Genomic DNA, 21962 nt, shown 5'->3' with positions numbered 1-21962 from the left:
TAAAAGGGCTGAAACCGCAATTGCAGGCTGAACACATACCTGTGGGAATAAATAGAAGCAGGAAGGGCGATTTTTCAAACCCTGAAAAAACAAAAGGGCCATTCAATAATCGAATGACCCTTGGTCCCGCAGAGCGGGAAATCGTGGCGTCCCCTAGGGGACTCGAACCCCTGTTACCGCCGTGAAAGGGCGGTGTCCTAGGCCACTAGACGAAGGGGACGCAAAACCTTCAGTCAGGTTCATCGAACGATGAACCCTGGCGAATTTGGTGGAGCTTAGCGGGATCGAACCGCTGACCTCCTGCATGCCATGCAGGCGCTCTCCCAGCTGAGCTAAAGCCCCGGATTTATCGCCTCGCGGCGGAGATCAACGTTGAAGTATCACTCGGTGAAACTGGCGTCCCCTAGGGGACTCGAACCCCTGTTACCGCCGTGAAAGGGCGGTGTCCTAGGCCACTAGACGAAGGGGACAAAACCTTCTTACAAAACAAACGATTGCTGGATCCGCTTGTTTCACATCGTTTCAAAGCAGTGTAGCAGCGCTCTGAAACGCTAAATTTGGTGGAGCTTAGCGGGATCGAACCGCTGACCTCCTGCATGCCATGCAGGCGCTCTCCCAGCTGAGCTAAAGCCCCACATCAGTGGACGGGGCGCATATTAAGCGTGAGTGACAGGGCTGTCAAATTTATTTTTTACATTTTCCAAACTTTTTTGTCGGTAATACAACCACTTACCTTTAAACCCCCGGAAAACCGGGGGCGACTGACAGGAACAGGGAACGCCTCAGGCAATGGAGCCCAGCAGCTTTTCCCATTCCTTGTTTTCTTTCTTCGAAACGCCACCCAGCAAATCCAGGGCCTGACGCAGGCGGAAGCGGGTCAGGTCCGGACCGAGGATCTCCATCGCATCGGTCACCGAGACCGAATTGGCCTGGCCGGTAATCGCCGCAAACATCAGGGGCATGGCGTCACGCAGTTTGAGCTCGAGGTGCTCAACGACGGCCTGGATGCAACCCATGATCCGGTCTTTCTCCCACTGACGCAGCGACTCCAGTTTCCACAGGATCAACTGCATCACCTGACGGACCTGCTCCGGGGACAGCTTCTTGTGCTCAAACAGCTTCACATCGGGCGTAACGCCACCGGCGAAGAAGAACCCGGCCAGCGGAGCGACCTGACTGAAGGTCTCTACCCTGCCCTGCACGTGCGGTGCGATCTTCATCATGTAGTCTGGGTTCAGTGCCCACGTTTTCAATCGGCTGGCAAACTCCTCGACCGGCAGATCACGCAGCCACTGACCATTGAGCCAGGACAGTTTTTCGATATCGAAGATCGGCCCGCCCAGCGAGACACGCGACAGGTCGAAGTTGTCGACCATTTCCTGCAACGAGAACTTCTCGCGCTCGTCCGGCATCGACCAGCCCATGCGCCCCAGGTAATTGAGCATGGCTTCAGGCATGAAGCCCATGCGCTCGTAGAAGGTCACCGACGTCGGGTTCTTGCGCTTGGACAGCTTGCTCTTGTCCGGGTTACGCAGCAGCGGCATGTAGCACAGCTGTGGCTTGTCCCAGCCAAAGTACTCGTAAAGCAGGATCAGTTTGGGTGCCGATGGCAGCCATTCTTCGCCGCGCAGTACGTGGGTGATGCCCATCAGGTGGTCATCGACCACGTTGGCGAGAAAGTAGGTCGGCAGACCGTCGGTCTTCATCAGGACCTGCATGTCCATGCGGTCCCACGGGATTTCGACTTCGCCGCGCAGCATGTCCGGCACGACGCAGACGCCTTCGGTCGGCACTTTCATGCGAATCACGTGGGGCTCGCCAGCGTCCAGACGGCGTTGTACTTCTTCCTTGGAGAGCAGCAAGGCGCGACCGTCATAGCGCGGGGTTTCACCCTTGGCCTGTTGCTCGGCGCGCATCTCGTCCAGCTCTTCGGCGGTGCAGAAACACGGGAAGGCGTGACCCAGCTCGACCAGTTGCTGCGCGTATTTCTGGTAGATATCGCCCCGCTCGCTTTGACGATACGGGCCGTGTGGACCACCGACATCCGGCCCTTCGCTCCATTCGATACCCAGCCAGCGCAGTGCGTCGAAGATCTGCTGTTCGGACTCGCGGGTCGAGCGCAGTTGATCGGTGTCTTCAATGCGCAGAATGAACTCGCCGCCATGCTGTTTGGCAAAGCAATAGTTGAACAGCGCAATGTAGGCCGTGCCGACGTGAGGGTCGCCCGTGGGCGATGGCGCGATGCGGGTACGAACGGTGGTCATGGAAAATCCCGAAATAGGTCAATCAAGCGCGGAATGTTAACAGGCTGGGGGCATGCGGCTCCAGCGTGAAAGGTAATCGCCGGAACACCTATCGTTCCGCACGCTCCGCGTGGGAATGCAGTTCGTGACGCTCCGCGTCACACGGCGGTTCTGTGGTTTCAGGTAGATTAGGGTTCGACTCAGGTCACTTTTTCGCCCCTCGGCGACTCACTGTGAGGGACCAAAGTGAGCAAAGTCCTTCGCTCCTGTTTCCGGCCCGACTTCGTCGGGTTCCTTCGCCCTGGCACTGATCCGGGGGTCGCCGCAACGGACCATCCATGGTCCGGTGCGGCTAGCCTGGCGTCCTGCCAAGCTAGCCCCGGATCAGCGCCAGGACTCAGCCGTCACTAAGGTCGCACTCTGCGTCGTCAGTACCACCGTGATCAAAAAGCGCTTTTTCTATGTGCAGCGACTACGAGCGCCGATCTTGAATGTGCGGTGCGGCGCAGAATGGCATGACGACGCGGAGCGTCGCACGATAGTTTACCTATCGTTACCACGCTCCAGCGTGGTAACGCCGCTCTGGACGCTCTGCGTCCGATCTTGAGCGCATGGCGCGACGCAGGCTTGTGAGACAGAGCATCACCCCTCTCTCAAACCGCCAGCAACCGCTCGCGCAATTTGCCAATCTCGTCGCGCATCTGCGCCGCAGCTTCGAATTCCAGGTCGCGGGCCAACTGGTACATTTTTTCTTCCAGCTGGCGAATGCGCTTGTTGATCTCGCTCGGCGAGCGCAGTTCGTTTTCGTAGCGAGCGTTTTCTTCGGCGGCCTTGGCCATGCCCTTGCGCTTCTTGCTGCGCGAGCCTGGCACCGTGGCACCTTCCATGATGTCGGCAACGTCCTTGAACACGCCTTTTGGGGTAATGCCGTGCTCAAGGTTGAAGGCGAGCTGTTTATCGCGGCGCCGTTCGGTTTCGCCAATGGCGCGCTCCATGGAACCGGTGATGCGGTCGGCGTACAGGATCGCCCGGCCATTGAGGTTACGCGCAGCCCGACCGATGGTTTGAATCAGCGAACGGTCGGAACGCAGGAAACCTTCCTTGTCGGCATCGAGAATCGCCACCAGCGACACTTCCGGCATGTCCAGGCCCTCGCGCAGCAGGTTGATCCCCACCAATACATCGAAGGTACCCAGACGCAGGTCGCGGATGATCTCGACACGTTCAACTGTATCGATGTCCGAGTGCAGGTAACGCACTCGCACCCCGTGGTCGCTGAGGTAATCGGTCAAATCCTCTGACATGCGCTTGGTCAGCGTGGTGACCAGTACCCGCTCTTCCAGCGCCGTACGTTTGTGGATTTCCGACAACAGGTCGTCGACCTGGGTCAGCGCAGGGCGAATCTCGATCTGTGGGTCCACCAGACCAGTCGGGCGTACTACCTGCTCGACGACACGTCCCGCGTGTTCCGCTTCATAGTTGCCCGGCGTCGCCGAGACAAAAATGGTCTGCGGGCTGATCGCTTCCCACTCGTCAAAGCGCATGGGCCGGTTATCCAGCGCCGATGGCAAACGAAACCCGTACTCAACCAGGGTTTCCTTGCGTGAGCGGTCGCCTTTGTACATCGCGCCGACCTGCGGCACGCTGACGTGAGACTCGTCGATCACCAGCAAGGCATCGGCAGGCAGGTAGTCGAACAGGGTCGGAGGCGGCGCACCGGACGGACGGCCCGACAGGTAGCGCGAGTAGTTTTCGATACCGTTGCAGTAGCCCAGCTCCAGCATCATCTCCAAATCGAAGCGGGTCCGTTGTTCCAGACGCTGGGCTTCCACGAGCTTGTTCTGAGTGCGCAGGTATTCAAGACGCTCCTGCAACTCGACCTTGATCCCTTCCATTGCCTCGATCAGCGTCTCGCGCGGGGTAACGTAATGGCTCTTGGGGTAGAACGTGAAGCGCGGCAGCTTGCGGATCACCTCACCGGTCAGCGGATCGAACGCCGACAGGCTTTCGACCTCATCATCGAACAGCTCGACGCGGATCGCTTCCAGATCGGATTCGGCCGGGTAGATGTCGATGACATCGCCACGCACCCTGAACGTCGCACGGGCGAAGTCCATGTCGTTGCGGGTGTATTGCAGGTCGGCCAGTCGTCGCAACAGGGCGCGCTGGTCCAGTTTGTCGCCACGGTCGATGTGCATGACCATGCGCAGATAGGTTTCCGGGCTGCCCAGGCCGTAGATGCACGACACCGTGGTGACGATGATCGCGTCCTTGCGCTCCAGCAGCGCCTTGGTTGCAGACAGGCGCATCTGCTCGATGTGGTCGTTGATCGACGCATCCTTCTCGATGAAGGTGTCAGACGACGGCACATAGGCCTCGGGCTGGTAGTAGTCGTAATAGGAAACGAAATATTCCACGGCGTTGTTCGGGAAGAACGCCTTGAATTCGCCATACAACTGCGCGGCCAGGGTCTTGTTCGGTGCCAGGACCAGCGTCGGGCGCTTCACCTGAGAGATCACGTTGGCGATGCTGAACGTCTTGCCCGAGCCGGTCACCCCCAGCAAGGTCTGGTGCGCGAGCCCTGCGTCGATCCCTTCGACCAGTTGGCGAATGGCCTCGGGCTGATCGCCGGCTGGCTCAAAACGGGTAACGAGCTGGAACTCGGACATATCCTACCTCTTGGTTCATACGCGACTTGATTCGTACGCGACGGGATCGCGCAAAGGGCTCGCCTCACCTGAATGGACTGACAGGCCATGACGAAATCATCGCCAACGCCAGGTCCCGCCGGGAAAGGGCGTGCTGCGATGTCTTGAAATGATGCTTACTAGATGGAGCCACATGCTGGCCTTTCAAGTCACGCACTTAAAGCATTGAGGCTCGAACGGGACGAACGTTCTGAAAATATGCACATAACCTCGAAAAAAGCCGCCCCGACCTGTCGCCCGGCGAGGGGATGCTCTCTATACTAAGCCCTGTTTGTGCACCGCTTTGGCGCATTCAGCCGCAGCGTGCATCCCTACCCACTCTTCATCAAGAGCCGCCGCACAATGAGCCTGTTCTCCGCTGTCGAAATGGCACCCCGCGATCCGATCCTGGGTATCAACGAAGCCTTCAACGCCGACACCCGCACCACCAAGGTCAACCTTGGCGTAGGCGTCTACTGTGATGAAGAGGGGCGCATTCCTCTGCTGCGTGCCGTGGCTGAAGCTGAAAAGATCCGTGTCGCCCAGCACGCGCCGCGCGGTTACCTGCCGATCGACGGCATTGCCGCTTATGACCAGGCAGTGCAAAAACTGCTGCTGGGAGCTGATTCACCGCTGATCTCTTCAGGCCGTGTGCTGACCACTCAATCGGTCGGCGGCACAGGTGCCTTGAAGATCGGTGCCGACTTCCTCAAGCAACTGCTGCCCAACGCAGTGGTAGCGATCAGCGACCCAAGCTGGGAAAACCACCGCGCACTGTTCGAAACCGCAGGTTTCCCGGTGCAGAACTACCGTTATTACGACGCAGCCACCCACGACGTGAACCGCGCAGGCATGCTTGAAGACCTGCAGAACCTGCCAGACAACTCTGTGGTTGTGCTGCACGCCTGCTGCCACAACCCGACTGGCGTCGATCTGAGCCTGGATGACTGGAAAAAAGTGCTGGAAGTGGTCAAGGCCAAGGGCCATGTACCGTTTCTGGACATGGCGTACCAGGGCTTCGGTCAAGGCATTCAGGAAGATGCACTGGCTGTGCGCCTGTTCGCCGAGTCGGGCCTGACTTTCTTCGCCTCCAGCTCGTTTTCCAAGTCGCTGTCGCTGTATGGCGAACGTGTGGGCGCGCTGTCGATCATTACCGAATCGAAAGAAGAAACTGCCCGCGTTCTGTCGCAGGTCAAGCGCGTGATCCGCACCAACTACTCCAACCCGCCGACCCACGGCGCAATCATTTCCGCTGCCGTCCTCAATGACCCGGCACTGCGCGCCCTGTGGGAAGAAGAACTCGGCGAGATGCGCGTGCGCATTCAAGGCATGCGCAAAGCCATGGTCGAGCGCCTGGCGGATAACCCGGCCGGTCAGGACTTCAGCTTTGTCGGCCGTCAGTGCGGCATGTTCTCCTATTCCGGCCTGGCCGCCGCACAGGCACAACGCCTGCGCAGCGAATTCGGCATCTACGCGCTGGATACCGGGCGTATCTGCGTGGCGGCGCTGAACCAGAAGAATATTGATGCCGTGTGCGACGCAATCAAAAAAGTGCTCTAACCGCGCTGCCTATATCTTCTGTAGCGAACCTGTTCGCGAAGGCTATATTCCGTTCAATGCATCTCATGCAACTGTACGGCCCCCTTCGCGAACATCGTACCTCCCGTAGCCTCACACAACACCCAATCCTGCATCACCCTCCTTCAGCACCGTTCGGCAACTGAATCGAACGATCCATATGGCTACCGTTCGAAACCCTGTCAGACCATTTTCTGAAACAGATATCGAGGTACTCATGTCCATCGAACCGCAACGTCAGAAAGAACAGCCACCGGGCCAGCATACGCCCGCTGACCAGGGCGCAGACCGCAACGACCCGGCCATCGAGCCACAGGTTGCGGACGTAGAACCAGAAACGGAAAAAGGTGGAGGCCAGAATCAGGGCAAAAGCCCTGCTCCCAGCCAGTCTCAGTCTCAAGGCCAAAGCCAAAGCCAAAGCCAGTCATCCGGCGACAGCGCTTACGTGCCTGACCATGAGCCTGAGGAAAAAACCGAGGATCTGCGCAATCATCAGCCTACCCAGGGTGTTGACGCCGATATCGATACGCCCGGCGGCTAATCCCGACAGGCAAGCGCATTTGGGCCGCCCGGCCCAAACGCTTCTCCTGCCATGTTCAGCGGCTGCCCTCCTCGCTGATCACCTGCACCTGATACGCTGGATCAGCCTTGATTTGCTGTTCGGTGAACGGCAACTCACTCCACTGTTTTTTCGAAAACGCCTCGGTCTGGTCCCTCGAGTGGGCCGACTGCGGGTTGCTCGATTCAGAGAACGCCAGCAGGCCTTGCGCTTTGGGCCCCTGCTCATCAAACGTCACCACCTGCAGATAGCTGGTGCCGCTCACCACCTCACGCTTGCCGTCCTTGCCAGCGATGGTCTGCATGGCGTTGTAGACGCCGAGCCCGGCCGGGCCACCATGAATCGGAATGGGTTTGCCGCTGAGGCTGGAGACCTGAATGTCGCCCCATTTACTCTCGGGCGAAAGACCGGCCTTGGCCACCTCATCAACCGCCGCAAGCATGGCGGCGCGCAGTGCGCTGGCAACCTGAGGGTTTTCAATGGCCAGCCCGGTTGGCGTATGGATCGGGTTCTGCGGGTCGAACACCACACGCCAGCGCGAGGCAACGCCTTGCATGGATGTCATGATCCGCTGGAAGTACACGAACCCGATGCCACTGTTCAGATCAGCGCGTCCGTCCCAGGCTTTCAAGGCGGCGCACAACGGCGTCAGACGCGTTACATCATCACCCAGCTCCGAAGCACAGAACTTCAACAGATCCGGCAGCACTTGCCCGGCCTGATACACCTCGTTGTCCATGACCATCGCTTGCAGATTCTCGGCGCTGACCTTGCCAGCCTGTTGCAGGCTGCCCAGCCGATCCAGCGCGAAGCGCGCACGCTGACCGAGTGGCTGACCGTCCTGGCTGATCAACGGCGAAAATCCCTTCAGTGGTGCCGCGGGATTGACCATCCAGGCAGAGTCATTGGAATGCTGCACAAAGTCGCTACGCAACAGTTGCGGCTGGCGTGAGGACGGATAAATACCCGCCTGAGCCGCCTCCGCGGATATGTCCCAGTTACATTCACTGCGCGAGCCGTCGAGCACGATCAGCTCGGTGCCGATACGCGGGTCACTGCACTTGGCGAGCTTGGCGGCGTCCACGTTCGGTACTACCGAGAGGTTCATGTACAGCGCCTGCCCTTTGGCATCGACCGCCAGGGTATTGACCCACGGAATGCCCTGAATCTTGTGCACCGAATCCTGAAACGCCTTGAGGCTGTCAGCCTTGTCCATCGAATACCACTGCTGTAACACACGGTCGTTTTCCAGGTTGGCGTCACGCAGGCTGAAGGCGAACTTGTCATCCCAGTCCAGCTTGCCCGGCCACTGCACCACCGGGCCGAACTTCGAGGAATAAATGATGCGTGGCACAGCCTTGAGGCTACCGTCCGGCTGCTTCACCTCGACGCTGACTTGCTGCTGGCCCATAGCGATGGATTTTCCATCCAGCAGGTAACGGGTCGAGTCTTTCGGGTCGAGCTGCAAGCGATGCAAGGTGAAGTGTTTCGACGTGTCGACGGTATGGCTCCAGGCCAGATGCCGGTTGAAACCGATATTGATCAGCGGCAGGCCCGGCAATGCGGCGCCCATCACGTCGAGCTTGCCAGGAATGGTCAGGTGCATTTGATAGAAACGCATGCCGCCGCCCCATGGAAAATGCGGGTTGGCCAACAGCATGCCGCGCCCATTGGCGGACAGCTCGTGCCCTACTGCAACGGCATTGCTGCCACGCTCCAGGGCAAAGCGCTGGTTGCGCACAGCGGCCAATTGCAGCGCCTGAACCTGCTGGCTATCAACCTGCAATGGCTTTTGCGCAGAAGGCGGTTTGGCACCGGCAAAGGCCTCAGTGAACTGCCCTACGCCGCCCTCGACCAGCAAGCGGCGAGTCAGGCGCAGCAAATCATCGGTACTGATCGGTCGAACCCAATCGGCTGCGCAAGGCTGCGGCAGCCCCTTGGCCTTCTGCTCACCCAGCGAGCGGTTGTAGCCGGCGACATAGCCCTGCATCAACTGGCGAATCTCGGGCGGCTGGGCTTTCCAGAAATCAGCCAGTGCCTCAGGCGTGTTGAGCCACTTGAACAGCAGGTCGCTGGCCATGTTGCTGCGTTGCTCAAGGGTCGCCTTGTCCGGCCCGAAATAGCGTGAGCGCTCGCCGTTTACGGTGACGATTTCGTTGGCCAGCAGGCACAGGTTGTCCTGCGCATACGCATAACCGATGCCGTAACCCAGACCGCGCTCATTGGCGGCGACGATATGCGGCACGCCAAAACCGGTACGCCGGATTTCGGCACGGGCGGCCTGATGATCCGCGGCAACCAGGGCCTGGGCAGGCAATATCACCGCGAAAGAAAGACCTGCAAACACAAAACCGCACAGGGGTCTGGAAATAATCACGCTGACTCCAACTCGACAAGACGACCCGAATTAGCCGCTCCCCTTAAACGAAGCGCAGACGCAAAATTTACTCGCGCAATGCAACCCGCAGCCGACGCTAAATTCCCGTCCTCATCCCTCGTTTAAAGGGCAGCTCTATATAAAGGCCCGCTCTGCAGCCGGCGTCCGTCGATCGGTTGATTTTTCCCACCCCAGGAACCTGCATGAAACGCTCTCGCCCTCCTCGACGCGCCCTTCTCGTGGCGCTGTGCCTGTTCCCGGTCATCGCCGTGTGTGCCTGGCAGATCATGCCCGACAGCAAAGGTCATGCAGCGACCGTGACGGTGACCCGCAGCAACATCGAAAACAGCGTGACCGCACTGGGCACCTTGCAGCCGCGCAGCTATGTGGACGTTGGCTCGCAGGCCACCGGGCAGATCATGAAAATCCACGCGCAGGTCGGCGATCAGGTCAAGGAAGGCGACTTGCTGGTCGAAATCGATCCGTCGACACAAAAAGCCAGGCTGGACGCCGCGCGTTACGCCATCGAAAACCTCAAGGCCCAGCTTCAGGAACAGCGGGCGCTGCACGAGCTGGCCGAACAGAAGCAACAACGTCAGAAACGCCTTGCGGCGGGCGGTGCCACGCGTGCCGAAGACGTGCAGGCTGCGGAATCGGAATTTCGTGCCACACAGGCACGGGTCGACATGTTCAAGGCACAGATCCTGGAAGCTCAGGCGGCGCTGCGCAGTGACGAGGCGGCGCTGGGCTACACGCGCATCTACGCCCCCATGAGCGGCACGGTGGTCGCACTGGATGCGCGCGAAGGTCAGACCCTGAACGCGCAACAGCAGACGCCGCTGATTCTGCGCATCGCCCGCTTGTCGCCCATGACCGTCTGGGCCGAAGTCTCGGAAGCTGATATTGGCCATGTCAAACCCGGCATGACGGCCTACTTCACCACTCTCAGCGGTGGCAATCGGCGCTGGAGCAGCACGGTGCGGCAAATTCTGCCAGTGCCGCCCAGACCGCTTGATCAAGCCAATCAGGGCGGCGGCAGTCCGAGCAGTGCGCGCAAGAGCGGCGGCGGTCGGGTTGTGCTGTACACCGTGCTGCTGGACGTTGATAACAGCGACCAGGCACTGATGGCAGAAATGACCGCACAGATATTCTTCGTCGCCGGCAGCGCGCAGAACACCCTGACCGCCCCGCTCGCAGCCTTGCAGAACGGTCCTCAGGCCGATGTGCAGATCGCGCAGGTGCTGTCCGCCAATGGCGAAGTGCAAAACCGTCAGGTACGCACCGGCATCAGCGACCGCCTGCGCGTGCAGGTGCTCGACGGTTTGAATGAAGGTGATCGCCTGCTGGTGCCGGCTTCTGTCGGCAGCGGGGGCTGAATGCAAACGCCGCTGATCGACCTGCGCGCCATCCGCAAATCCTACGGCGGTGGCGACAGCCCGCTGGTCAACGTTCTGCGTGGCATCGATTTATCGATCCATGCCGGGGAATTCGTAGCGATTGTCGGCGCCTCCGGTTCCGGCAAGTCGACACTGATGAACATCCTCGGCTGCCTCGATCGCCCGACCTCGGGTGAATACCTGTTCGCCGGGGAAAACGTCGCCGATCTGGGCAGCGACGAACTCGCCTGGCTGCGCCGCGAGGCATTCGGTTTTGTGTTTCAGGGCTACCACCTGATCCCTTCCGGCTCGGCACAGGAAAACGTTGAAATGCCAGCCATCTACGCTGGCACACCCGCCGCAGAGCGCCACGCCCGGGCTGCCGCACTGCTCGACCGGCTGGGCCTGGGGTCGCGCACCGGCAACCGGCCACACCAGCTGTCTGGTGGCCAGCAGCAACGGGTGTCCATTGCCCGCGCCTTGATGAATGGCGGGCATATCATCCTCGCCGACGAACCCACAGGTGCGCTGGACAGCCACAGCGGTGCCGAGGTCATGGCGCTGCTGGACGAACTGGCCAGCCAGGGCCATGTGGTGATCCTGATCACCCATGACCGGGAAGTCGCAGCCCGCGCCAAACGGGTCATCGAGATCAGTGACGGCCTGGTGGTCAGCGATACCGCATGCGATCTGTCTGCGCCACGTTCAGCCAACCCCGCTGCGCTACAGGCCGTCGACCTGCGCAAGCGTCTGAGTGAAGGCAGCGGCAGTGGCGGGGCGTGGAAAGGCGAACTGCTCGACGCGGTTCAGGCCGCGTGGCGGGTGATGTGGATCAACCGCTTTCGTACCGCGCTGACGCTGCTGGGTATCGTCATCGGCGTTGCATCGGTGGTGGTCATGCTGGCGGTCGGTGAAGGCAGCAAGCGCCAGGTCATGGCACAGATGTCCTCGTTCGGCTCCAACATCATTTACCTCAACGGCAAGGCCCCCAACCCGCGTGCACCCAAGGGCATCATCACGCTTGAAGAGGTCGCGGCGCTGGGCGAACTGCCCGAGGTAAAAATGATCATGCCGGTCAACGGCGGACAGGCCGGCGTGCGCTACGGCAACGTCGATCATTCCAGTTATGTCGGCGGCAACGACACGCACTTTCCGGCGATCTTCAACTGGCCGGTGGTGGAAGGCAGTTATTTCAGCGAAGCGGATGAGCAAAGTGCTGCCGCCGTGGCAGTGATTGGTTACAAAGTTCGCCAGAAACTGTTCGGCGAGCATACCGACCCTATTGGCCAGTACATCCTGATCGAAAACGTGCCGTTTCAGGTGGTCGGCGTGCTTGAGGAAAAAGGTGCCACTTCCGGTGACCTGGACAGCGACAACCGCATCGCCATTCCCTACTCGGCAGCCAGCATCCGTCTGTTTGGCTCGCAGGACCCCGAGTACATCACCATCGCTACGCGTGATGCCAACAACGTCAAACACGCCGAAGAAGCAATACGCAACCTGCTGCAACGCCTGCATAACGGCAAGCAGGATTACGAGCTGACCAACAACGCCGCGATGATCCAGGCTGAAGCACGCACCCAGAACACCCTGTCGCTGATGCTCGGCTCGATTGCGGCGATCTCGTTGCTGGTCGGCGGCATCGGCGTGATGAACATCATGCTCATGACCGTGCGTGAGCGCACCCGTGAAATCGGCATCCGTATGGCCACCGGCGCTCGGCAGAGCGACATCCTGCGGCAGTTCCTCACCGAAGCGGTGATGCTTTCCGTGGTCGGCGGGCTGGCCGGTGTCGTGCTGGCGCTGGGCATGGGCGCAGCCTTGTTGCTGAGCAAGGTGGCGGTTGCGTTCACCGTGCCGGCAGTGGCCGGAGCGTTTGCCTGCGCACTGGTCACCGGCGTGATCTTCGGCTTCATGCCTGCCCGCAAAGCTGCCCGGCTCGACCCGGTTGCGGCCCTTACCAGTGAATGAACAATCAATGAAGCCGAGCCTTTCCCTTTTGACCGTCTGCCTGTTACTGACCGCCTGCAATACCCCGGCTCCGCGCCTGGACAGCGGCATTCAGCCACCTGCACGCTGGGCGTTTGCCCAGAGCGCTGCCGCCCAGCGCAGCGACGCCCGCTGGTGGCAGCAGTTCGGCAGCCCGCAATTGAATCGCCTGATCGAACAGGCCAGTCGCGACAGCCACGAAGTCGCTGCAGCAATGGCGCGTGTGCGTCAGGCGCAGGCCACCGCCATCATTGGCGGCGCACCTTTGCTCCCGGAGCTGGCCTTTGACCTGCGCGGCGAACGCAACAAGTTCGTGCGCAACAGCGACCGCAAGGCCAACCCTTCCGACGACAACAACACCAACAACTTCACCAGCGACCTGACCGCCAGCTATGAAGTGGATTTCTGGGGCGGTATCGCCGCCGGACGCGACAGTGCGCTACAAAGCATGCGGGCCAGCGAATTCGATCAGGCGACAGTGGAACTGACCCTGCTCGGCAACGTCGCTGACCGCTATGCGCAAACCCTCGCGGCGCGCGAGCAAGGCCGGATTGCCGAGCTGAACCTGGCCAACGCGCAAAGCGTTTTGAGGCTGGTGCAGACCCGTTACGACTCGGGTTCGGCCACTGCACTGGAACTGGCGCAGCAGAAAAACCTGGTCGCGACCCAGCAGCGCGAACTGCCACGCGTTCAGCAACTGGCCAACGAGCAGTTGATCAGCCTGGCAGCGTTGCTCGGCCAGCCGGTACAGAATCTGAACCTCGGTGATCAGGCATTCGCCACCCTGAACTGGCCGGACATCGGCCCCGGTCTGCCCAGCGAACTGCTGACCCGCCGCCCGGATCTGGCCAAAGCCGAAGCTGAACTGGCCGCGGCGCAAGCCAATGTCACGGTGGCGCGCGCTGCCATGCTGCCAAAGCTGACCCTGAGCGCCAGGCTCGGCACCGAAGCCACCCGCGCCGAAGACTGGTTGCGCGCACCGTTCAGCAGCCTGGCTGCCGGTCTGGTCGGGCCGATCTTCAATAATGGCCGTCTGGCTGCCGAGCGCGACAGGGCCACAGCTCGTCAGGAAGAGCTGCTGGAAACCTATCGCGGAGCGATCATCAACAGCTTCGCCGACGTCGAAAAAGCCCTGAACAGCATTCAAGGCCTGGACCAGCAACGCTACTGGCACGAAGAAGAACTCAAACAGGCGCAAACCGCTTTCAACATCGCCCAGAGCCGCTATGAAGAAGGTGCCGAGGACTTACTGACGGTACTGGAAACCCAACGCACGCTGTATCAGGCGCAGGACGTGAGCGTGCAGTTACGGCTGGCACGCTTGCAGGCGAGCATCGCACTGTACAAAGCGCTGGGCGGGGGTTGGCAGGTGCGCTGAGCGCACGATCCACTATCGTGCGACGCTCTGCGTCGACATGCAGGTCTGGACGCTCCGCGTCCTCTTGCGACGCAGAGCGTCGAGAGCTGCATTCCCACGCTGGAGCGTAGGGAACGATAATCTCAACTATCGTACTGAAGCTCTGCGTCGGTCTGCGCAGATAACTCAATTATCGTGCGACGCTCTGCGTCCTCTTGCGACGCAGAGCGTCGAGAACTGCATTCCTACGCTGGAGCGTGAGGAACGATAATCCCAACTATCGTACTGAAGCTCTGCGTCGGTGTGCGCAGATAACTCAATTATCGTGCGACGCTCCGCGTCCTCTTGCGACGCAGAGCGTCGTGACCTGCATTCCCACGCTGGAGCGTAGGGAACGATAATCCCAACTATCGTACTGAAGCTCTGCGTCGGTCTGCGCAGATAACTCAATTATCGTGCGACGCTCTGCGTCGCATGCCGTTCGGGACGCTCCGCGTCCTCTTTGCGACGCAGAGCGTCATGACCTGCATTCCCACGCTGGAGCGTGCGGAACGATCATCTCAACGACCGTTCGCTAAAACCACCTGTCCGGCAACAGATTGCGCGCATACCACGGCCTGCGTGGCACGCGGCGTAGCAGGTTGCTCAATTTGTCATCCGCCGCAAAGGTAATACGCAGCGCAAGCTTCATGACTTCCGGGTCCATTTCCATGGTCGTGCCTGCCGCCTGCCCGGGCACGGTGCTGCAGCCGTGGGTTTCCGGCCCCAGCCACGGGTCGCTGACTTCGACCCAGCGGCCCGCCGCGAACCACGGCACGCCATTGACTTCCAGGCGCTTCACTTCACCCGGATGAAAGCGCTCATGGGCGCGGAACCAGTCGTCGATGCGGTCGTCGATCCAGCCGTGAAACATCCAGAACACCGGGTTCACATGCGATGAAAACGGATCGGCGAGAAAGTCGTTTTCCGGCTCGAACCAGCGCTCGGCGAAGTCGTCCGAACGACGCGCCATGGGCACCGGCTGGCCGTTGGCGGGGTCGCGAGCGACGGACGCCCAACGCATGTGCAACCAGTCGTGCAGTTCCAGCTCGACCTGCGAACCAAACTGCCCCAACGTCAGCTTCGACAGAAAGCGCGGGTCGCGGTACTGCGACTCCCAGACCTGAAAGTGCGTGTGAAACGTCTCGTGGCTTTTGATATCGCTGACCAGTTGCGTGTATTCCTCATCGCCCTGGGCCAGCCAGTTGGGCGGCAGCGAACAACCGTCGTGATTATCGAAATAACGTGCGAAACCCAACCGGTCACGCTCCAGCTCAGGCTGAGGCAACGGAAACCGCGGCCACGACGGCAGGTCCTGAATCTTGCGCGCCTGAATCAGCATGTGCCGGTGCATGTAAAAGAAGTCTTCACCTGAACCATTGCGGTCCTTGTGCGGGCCACGCGCATCACGCTCTTTCTCGCGCGGCCCCGGCTGCCAGCCGATACCACGCAGGGCGTTGCGCTTGTCTTCGGGCAGCTTGTGCCATTTGTCCCGAGAAGCATGCCACAGCTGGTGAAACAAGCGATGCTCCTTGGAAACCAGCCAGGCCAGAAACGGCGGACTCAGGCCGACCCGCTCGCGCGCCTCAGGGAACACCTGCTTGATGGCAATCAGGCGGCTTTCCAGCTCCGGCAGGGCCAACGGCCGGTCCAGACGTTCGATACGTCCGCTCAACGTGCCGCTGCCCGCATTGCCGAACGCGCCCCAGACTTCATCAAGGGTCAGGCTGAATTCGTAATCCGCAGTGTCGCTGTGCGGGTCATTGCCAGCATGGCCGTCCATCACCCGCAGATACAGCTTTGCCGCGTTGGCCGGTTGCAGGTCGCCAATCACCCGGAAGCGTGGCTGTGCGTCGCTGCGCAATTGCTGCGGCGTATCGATATAACCGCGCAGGCCGCGACCGCGCGGGGCAATGTCGAGAAACATTTCCAGACCTTCAAGCGGCGCATCGGCCAGCCCGGCATCACGCCCTTCGAAACGCAGCGTCCATACCCCGCGCAGCTTGTCGGCCAGGCGCTGGGTAGACGTATCTGCGGGCCCGGCCGTGGCCTCGCCCGGTGTCACGGGTTCCTCGACACGGGTGAATTCCCGATGCGCATAATAGGCAGCCGGAACTGCCGCGCCGGTCAGCGCCAGCCCTGCTATGAACCCTCGTCGAGAAATCGTCATTACCCTACCTGTTCCAGCACCGAGACAGCCGTTATCCAAGCTAGAACGTAAACCCGGCAGACAAATTTAGCTCAGCATCCGAATCCAGGATACGGCGCTAAATTTTTCGCCCATCCGCTCGTTCTCCACCAGATAGCAACAGCCCTTGCAGGCTGCGCAACGGTTAATCTGAACGAGACGGAAATGACAAGACCGCGTTGGAAAAAGGCTCTCTTCATCGGCCTGCCGCTGGCCCTGGCCATCAGTGCAGGCGCGGGTTTTCTGGCCTGGAATTACTGGTCGCCTGCCGGTTACCCGGTCAAGGTCATGAAGCAGGCCGACGACCTGCAAGAGCGGATCATTTCCTTCGACAGCCACATCACCGTGCCGATGAAATTCGGCAGCGAGGGCAATGAAGCCGACAAGGACGGTTCGGGCCAGTTCGATCTGGTGAAAACCGCACGCGGGCGCTTGTCCGGCGCAGCACTGACGGTGTTCGGCTGGCCGGAAATCTGGAACGGCGACAATGCCCCGCATCGCCCGACACCCGGCTTTGTCGACGAAGCGCGCCACCAGCAGGAAGTGCGCTACAAGATCATCACCGGCATGGTTCGGGATTTCCCCAATCAGGTCGGCATCGCCTATACCCCCGACGACATGCGCCGCCTGCACGGCGAGGGCAAGTTTGCGATTTTTATCAGCATGCTCAACGCCTACCCGCTGGGCAATGACCTGAGCCTGCTGGACCACTGGACAGCGCGCGGCATGCGCATGTTCGGCTTCAGTTACGTCGGTAATAACAGCTGGGCCGACTCTTCACGCCCCCTGCCCTTTCTAAACGACACGCCCGACGCGCTGGGCGGCCTGTCGGAAATCGGCAAGCAGGCAGTGCAGCGCCTCAACGACCTGGGCGTAATCATTGATGTCTCGCAAATGTCGAGCAAGGCACTGGAGCAGGTCAGCCAGTTGAGCCGTACGCCAATGGTCGCCTCGCACTCGGCCCCGCGTGCGCTGGTGGACATCCCGCGCAACCTCAGCGACGAGGAAATGCAGCTCATCAAGCGCAGTGGCGGCGTGGTGCAGATCGTGGCGTTCCCGGCTTATTTGAAGCCGCTGACCCAGAAGACTCAGGACAAGCTCAACGCCCTGCGCAAGGACTTCGACCTGCCGCCACTGCCCAACCTGGCCATGGCACTGATGCCCGGCGACGCGATTATCACGGTCTGGCCGGAACAGCGCTTCGGTGCCTACGCCAGCAAGCTGTACGCGATCCTTGAAGAAGAGCCCAAGGCCACGGTCAAGGATTTCGTCGACGCCATCGATTACACGGTCAGAAAGATTGGTATCGACCATGTCGGCATCAGCTCCGATTTCAATGATGGCGGTGGCGTAAAAGGCTTCAACGATGTCAGCGAGATTCGCAACGTGACCGCCGAGCTGATCGAGCGCGGTTACGCCGAAGCGGATATCACCAAGCTCTGGGGCGGCAATTTTCTGCGCGTCTGGGAGCAGGTGCAGGCTTCGGCGCGTCCGGATGCGAAACAAACCAACCTTTCGAATGCCGCTAGCCGAACATCAGGCGCTACCGCTCATGACTGACCGCAGAACCTTCCTCAAACAGGCCGGAGTGCTGGCCGCAGCCTTGCCACTGGGCTCCGGTCTTGCGTCAACGGCACTGGCGTCCGCACCTGCACCGACATCCACAGACAAATGGGCGCGCTTGAAACAGCTGTTCAATCAGGACTCGGATTACGTCCACCTTTCCAACTTTCTGGTCACCTCGCACCCCACTCCGGTTCGCGAGGCCATCGAACAGCATCGCGCGCGCATCGACCGCAACCCCGGACTGGCGATGGACTGGGACCTGGGGGAAACCGAGCGCCGCGAACATGAAGTTCGCGTCTGGGCGGGCAAGTACCTGAATGCCCAGCCTGGCCAGATCGCCCTCACCGGCAGCACCACCGAAGGGCTGGCGATCATCTACGGCGGTCTGCATGTGCGCCCGGATCAGGAGATTCTGACCACCGAGCACGAGCATTCCTGTACCCGCGACATCCTCAAATTCCGCCAGCAGCGCGAAGGCACTCAGGTGCGCAAGATTCGCCTGTTCAAAGACCCGGCGACCGTGTCGGCAGACGAAATCATCGGCTCCATTGCGCGCAGTATTCAGCCGAAGACGCGAGTGCTGGGCATGACCTGGGTGCAGTCCGGCAGTGGTGTGAAATTGCCTATCGGCGCCATCGGCGATCTGGTCGAGGAACACAACCGCAACCGTGACGACAAAGACCGCATTCTGTATGTGGTCGACGGCGTACACGGGTTTGGCGTCGAGAACCTGGATTTCCCGGACATGAAGTGCGACTTCTATGTCGCCGGCACTCACAAGTGGATGTTCGGCCCGCGCGGTACAGGCATTGTCTGCGCCCGCTCGGAGCAGGTCAAAGACCTCACCCCACTGATCCCGACGTTCTCGGAAGCCACCGGTTTCAGCACGATCATGACGCCCGGCGGCTATCACTCGTTCGAACACCGCTGGGCACTGAACGAGGCGTTCAAGCTGCACCTGCAACTGGGCAAAGCCGACGTGCAGGCGCGCATTCACGAGCTTAACAGCTACCTCAAGCAGCGCCTCAAGGCGCAGCCCAACGTCGAACTGGTGACACCGATGGACCCGACACTGTCGGCGGGTTTCAGTTTCTTCCGGCTCAAGGGCCAGGAAAGCGACGAGGTGGCCGCCTGGCTGATGAAACAACGCATGGTCGTGGACGCCGTGAGCCGTGATGTCGGCCCGGTGGTGCGCACCGCGCCCGGATTGCTGAACAACGAGGCCGAAATCGATCGATTCATGGCCCTGCTCAGCCAGCGCAGCTGACGTGCACGCACTGAATCCACTGTTTTCCGTTTTCTATCGAGACCCGTCATGAAAAAAACACTGCTGCCCCTTTCCGCTTTGCTCGGCCTGTTGCTCTGCGGCACCACCCTCGCCGCCACGCCCGCGCCAGTACCCGCGCCCGGAAAAGTGTTCAAGGACTGCAAGGATTGCCCGGAAATGGTCGTGCTGCCTGCAGGCACTTTCACCATGGGCGCACCCGAGGAAGAAATGGGTCGCCAGCCGGACGAAGGTCCGCTGCACGACGTGACCTTCGCCAAACCGTTCGCCATCAGCCGCTTTCAGGTACTGAGTGGCGAATGGAACGCCTACATCAAGAGCTCCGGTTACAAGATGCCAGACGGCGATACCCGCCCTGGCCGCGAGTGCAAGGCCGGCAAGCCACGCTACCCGCTGACGGCGCGCCAGCCCGCCGTGTGCATGGACTGGAACGAAGCCAAGGCCTATGTCGAATGGCTGTCGAAGAAGACCGGCAAGTCCTATCACATGGTCAGCGAAGCGCAGCGCGAATACGCGGCACGTGGCGGCAGCAAGGGCTCTTTCCCGTTCCCGATGGATGAAGGCAAGCCCTACAGCATCGCCAAACACGCCAACACCTACGGCCCGGAAGACGGCTTCAGCTACACCGCGCCCGCTGGCAGCTACAGCCCCAACGATTTCGGCATTTACGACGCCCACGGCAATGTCTACGAATGGACCGCCGATTGCGAGACCAGCAACTACAACGGCGCACCCACTGACGGCAGCGCGTGGCTGGCCGGCGATTGCACCTGGAAAATGATTCGCGGCAATGACTGGACCGAAGCGCCGATCTTCTCCCGCTCCGGCAACCGCAACAGCCGTCAGCCGGATGTACGCGGCGACTGGCTGGGTTTCCGGGTCGCCCGCGACCTGTAACGGACTTCATGCGCGCCTGCGGCCTGCGACAGACGCGGGCCGCACTCACGGACACTGACGAGACACACCCATGACCCGCAAAACTGAAAGCCTCGCCCGGGAAACCCTGAGAATCCTCAAGCCCTTCTGGTGGCTGGTGGCGCTGTCGACCGTGCTGGGGATTGTCAGCGGTCTGAGCGTCACCGGCCTGCTGGCCACCATCAACAATGCGATGAACATGCCCGGCGGACCGGACACGCAGACCGCGCTGCTGTTCGCCGGGTTATGTGTGCTGACCCTGGCCTGCTCGACACTGTCCAACCTGTCGACCAACTACGTTGGCCAGCGCGTGGTCGCCAACCTGCGCCGCGAGCTGGCTGCCAAGGTGCTGGTGGCACCCATCGAGCAACTGGAGCGTTATCGCTCGCACCGTCTGATTCCGGTGCTGCTCAACGACGTCAACACCATCAGCACCTTCGCCCTGTCGGTCGCACCGATGGTCATCTCGTTCACCGTCACCCTGGGCTGCCTGACCTATCTGGCACTGCTGTCCTGGCAGATTCTGGCGTTGACCGTGCTCACCGTGGTGCTCGGCACCGGCGCGCAGTACCTGGCCCATGCGTACGGCATGCGCAGCATTCTGGCGGCGCGCAACAGCGAAGACGAATTGCAGAAGCACTATCAGGCGCTGTCTGCGGGTGCCAAGGAGCTGCGCATTCAGCGCAAGCGTCGCCAGCACATGCTCGACGAGAAGATTCACGGTGCCACCGAGCACATCTGCCGCTCGAACATTCGCGCCGCCAACATTTTCGTCAGCGCGGAAACCTTCGGTTCGATGCTGTTCTTTGCCGTGATCGGCATCGCCATCGCCTTCCAGGCCATGTGGCCGACCACTGAAAAAACCGTGCTGGGCGGCTTCGTGCTGGTGATGCTGTACATGAAAGGCCCGCTGGAACGCCTGATTACCGCCCTGCCCGGCATCAGCCGCGCGCAGATCGCCATGCGCCGTATCGCCGAACTGTCGTGGAAGTTTTCCAACCCCGAACCCCACTTGCTGGTCAGCGACCGCCCCAATTCGCTGGCCAATATGCAAACCCTGGAACTGCACAACCTGCGCTATGACTACCCGCCGGTCGAGGGCAGCGACGCCTTTCATCTCGGCCCGGTCGATTTGAGCATCAAACAGGGCGATATCGTGTTCATCGTCGGCGAAAACGGCTGTGGCAAGACCACGTTGATCAAGCTGCTGCTGGGTCTGTACACGCCGCAACAGGGCGAAATCCGCCTCAATGGGCAGACCGTCACCCCGGAAAACCTGGATGACTACCGCCAGTTATTCACTACGATCTTTGCCGATTACTACCTGTTTGATGAGCCGTTGCAGGGGCAGGCCGCGCTGCCGCAAGACGCCGGCAAATACCTGGAGCGGCTGGACATCGCGCACAAGGTCAGCATAAAGGACGGTGCCTTCACCACCACCGACCTGTCGACCGGTCAGCGCAAGCGTCTGGCACTGATCAACGCGTGGCTGGACGAGCGTCAGGTGCTGGTCTTCGACGAGTGGGCCGCTGATCAGGACCCGGCGTTCCGGCGCGTGTTCTACACCGAACTGCTGCCGGAGCTGAAGCAGCAAGGCAAGACCATCATCGTCATCTCCCATGACGACCGCTATTTCTACATCGCCGACCAACTGGTACGCATGCAGACCGGGCAGATTCAGGTGGAGAAGGTGCAGAACGACACTTACGACAAAACCATTCCGGCCTGATTCATCCACGCCTCGAAAGCCCCGCCCGGCCAGTCCGCGAGCGGGGCTTTTTCTTACCCGGCGAAGCCATACCC

General features: G+C 60.8%; 13 protein-coding genes and 4 tRNA genes. 9 read left to right on the top strand and 8 right to left on the bottom strand.

Features of this window, described 5'->3' with window-relative positions:
- Positions 1-144: 144 nt before the first annotated feature.
- The 6 genes from RYC18_RS21175 to uvrB form a co-directional block, all read right to left on the bottom strand.
- Positions 145-220 (bottom strand) — tRNA-Glu (locus tag RYC18_RS21175).
- Positions 221-266: 46 nt separating this feature from the next.
- Positions 267-342 (bottom strand) — tRNA-Ala (locus RYC18_RS21170).
- A 52-nt stretch (positions 343-394) separates the two neighbouring features.
- A tRNA-Glu gene (locus tag RYC18_RS21165) sits at positions 395-470 on the bottom strand.
- An 88-nt stretch (positions 471-558) separates the two neighbouring features.
- Positions 559-634: transfer RNA gene (locus tag RYC18_RS21160), tRNA-Ala, on the bottom strand.
- Positions 635-782: 148 nt separating this feature from the next.
- On the bottom strand, positions 783-2264 hold the full coding sequence (gltX, locus tag RYC18_RS21155; RefSeq protein WP_005734390.1) for a glutamate--tRNA ligase: 1482 nt from the start codon (positions 2262-2264) through the stop codon (positions 783-785).
- Between the two features lie 632 nt (positions 2265-2896).
- Positions 2897-4912, bottom strand: coding sequence for an excinuclease ABC subunit UvrB (uvrB, locus tag RYC18_RS21150; protein ID WP_002552947.1), 2016 nt, complete (start codon positions 4910-4912; stop codon positions 2897-2899).
- Positions 4913-5293: 381 nt separating this feature from the next.
- Between uvrB and RYC18_RS21145 the strand changes: the two genes are divergently transcribed.
- Positions 5294-6490, top strand: a complete 1197-nt coding sequence (locus RYC18_RS21145; protein WP_005745233.1) for an amino acid aminotransferase — start codon at positions 5294-5296, stop codon at positions 6488-6490.
- 235 nt (positions 6491-6725) lie between these two features.
- Positions 6726-7049, top strand: a complete 324-nt coding sequence (locus RYC18_RS21140) for a hypothetical protein (protein ID WP_005745232.1) — start codon at positions 6726-6728, stop codon at positions 7047-7049.
- Positions 7050-7104: 55 nt separating this feature from the next.
- Here RYC18_RS21140 and RYC18_RS21135 read toward each other — a convergent pair whose 3' ends face one another.
- Positions 7105-9438, bottom strand: a complete 2334-nt coding sequence (locus RYC18_RS21135) for an acylase (RefSeq protein ID WP_316886853.1) — start codon at positions 9436-9438, stop codon at positions 7105-7107.
- A 209-nt stretch (positions 9439-9647) separates the two neighbouring features.
- On the opposite strand from RYC18_RS21135, the gene RYC18_RS21130 reads away from it, so the two are divergent.
- Genes RYC18_RS21130 through RYC18_RS21120 form a run of 3 tightly spaced genes read left to right on the top strand, consistent with a single transcriptional unit; the run spans position 9648 to position 14187 of the window.
- Positions 9648-10820 (top strand): efflux RND transporter periplasmic adaptor subunit, encoded by a 1173-nt coding sequence (locus RYC18_RS21130; protein WP_004664641.1) that lies wholly within the window; start codon positions 9648-9650, stop codon positions 10818-10820.
- Entirely contained in the window at positions 10821-12791 is a 1971-nt protein-coding gene (locus RYC18_RS21125; RefSeq protein ID WP_316886710.1) for a MacB family efflux pump subunit, read from the top strand.
- Between the two features lie 7 nt (positions 12792-12798).
- Positions 12799-14187, top strand: coding sequence for an efflux transporter outer membrane subunit (locus tag RYC18_RS21120; protein WP_316886709.1), 1389 nt, complete (start codon positions 12799-12801; stop codon positions 14185-14187).
- 553 nt (positions 14188-14740) lie between these two features.
- Here the strand turns inward: RYC18_RS21120 and RYC18_RS21115 are convergent.
- Positions 14741-16375 carry a PvdJ/PvdD/PvdP-like protein gene (locus RYC18_RS21115; protein ID WP_316886708.1) on the bottom strand — a complete coding sequence of 545 codons (1635 nt, stop codon included), beginning with the start codon at positions 16373-16375 and terminating at the stop codon, positions 14741-14743.
- A gap of 183 nt (positions 16376-16558) precedes the next feature.
- Between RYC18_RS21115 and pvdM the strand changes: the two genes are divergently transcribed.
- The 4 genes from pvdM (at position 16559) to RYC18_RS21095 (ending at position 21888) form a co-directional block, all read left to right on the top strand.
- The gene (gene pvdM, locus RYC18_RS21110) at positions 16559-17953 is read left to right on the top strand and encodes a pyoverdine-tailoring dipeptidase-like protein PvdM (protein ID WP_004667505.1); all 1395 of its coding nucleotides are present in this window, start codon (positions 16559-16561) and stop codon (positions 17951-17953) included.
- Positions 17946-19226 carry an aminotransferase class V-fold PLP-dependent enzyme gene (locus tag RYC18_RS21105; protein WP_316886707.1) on the top strand — a complete coding sequence of 427 codons (1281 nt, stop codon included), beginning with the start codon at positions 17946-17948 and terminating at the stop codon, positions 19224-19226. Before pvdM ends, RYC18_RS21105 begins: the two co-directional genes overlap by 8 nt.
- Positions 19227-19274: 48 nt before the next feature.
- Positions 19275-20141 carry a formylglycine-generating enzyme family protein gene (locus tag RYC18_RS21100; RefSeq protein ID WP_316886706.1) on the top strand — a complete coding sequence of 289 codons (867 nt, stop codon included), beginning with the start codon at positions 19275-19277 and terminating at the stop codon, positions 20139-20141.
- A 70-nt stretch (positions 20142-20211) separates the two neighbouring features.
- Entirely contained in the window at positions 20212-21888 is a 1677-nt protein-coding gene (locus RYC18_RS21095) for a cyclic peptide export ABC transporter (RefSeq protein ID WP_005779979.1), read from the top strand.
- Positions 21889-21962: the final 74 nt, after the last annotated feature.

This window comes from Pseudomonas syringae group sp. 247E2, from assembly GCF_032587795.1.
Lineage (GTDB): Bacteria > Pseudomonadota > Gammaproteobacteria > Pseudomonadales > Pseudomonadaceae > Aquipseudomonas > Aquipseudomonas amygdali.
The sequence above is the reverse complement of the archived record's forward strand: the minus strand, read 5'-3'. Positions and strand labels throughout refer to the sequence as shown.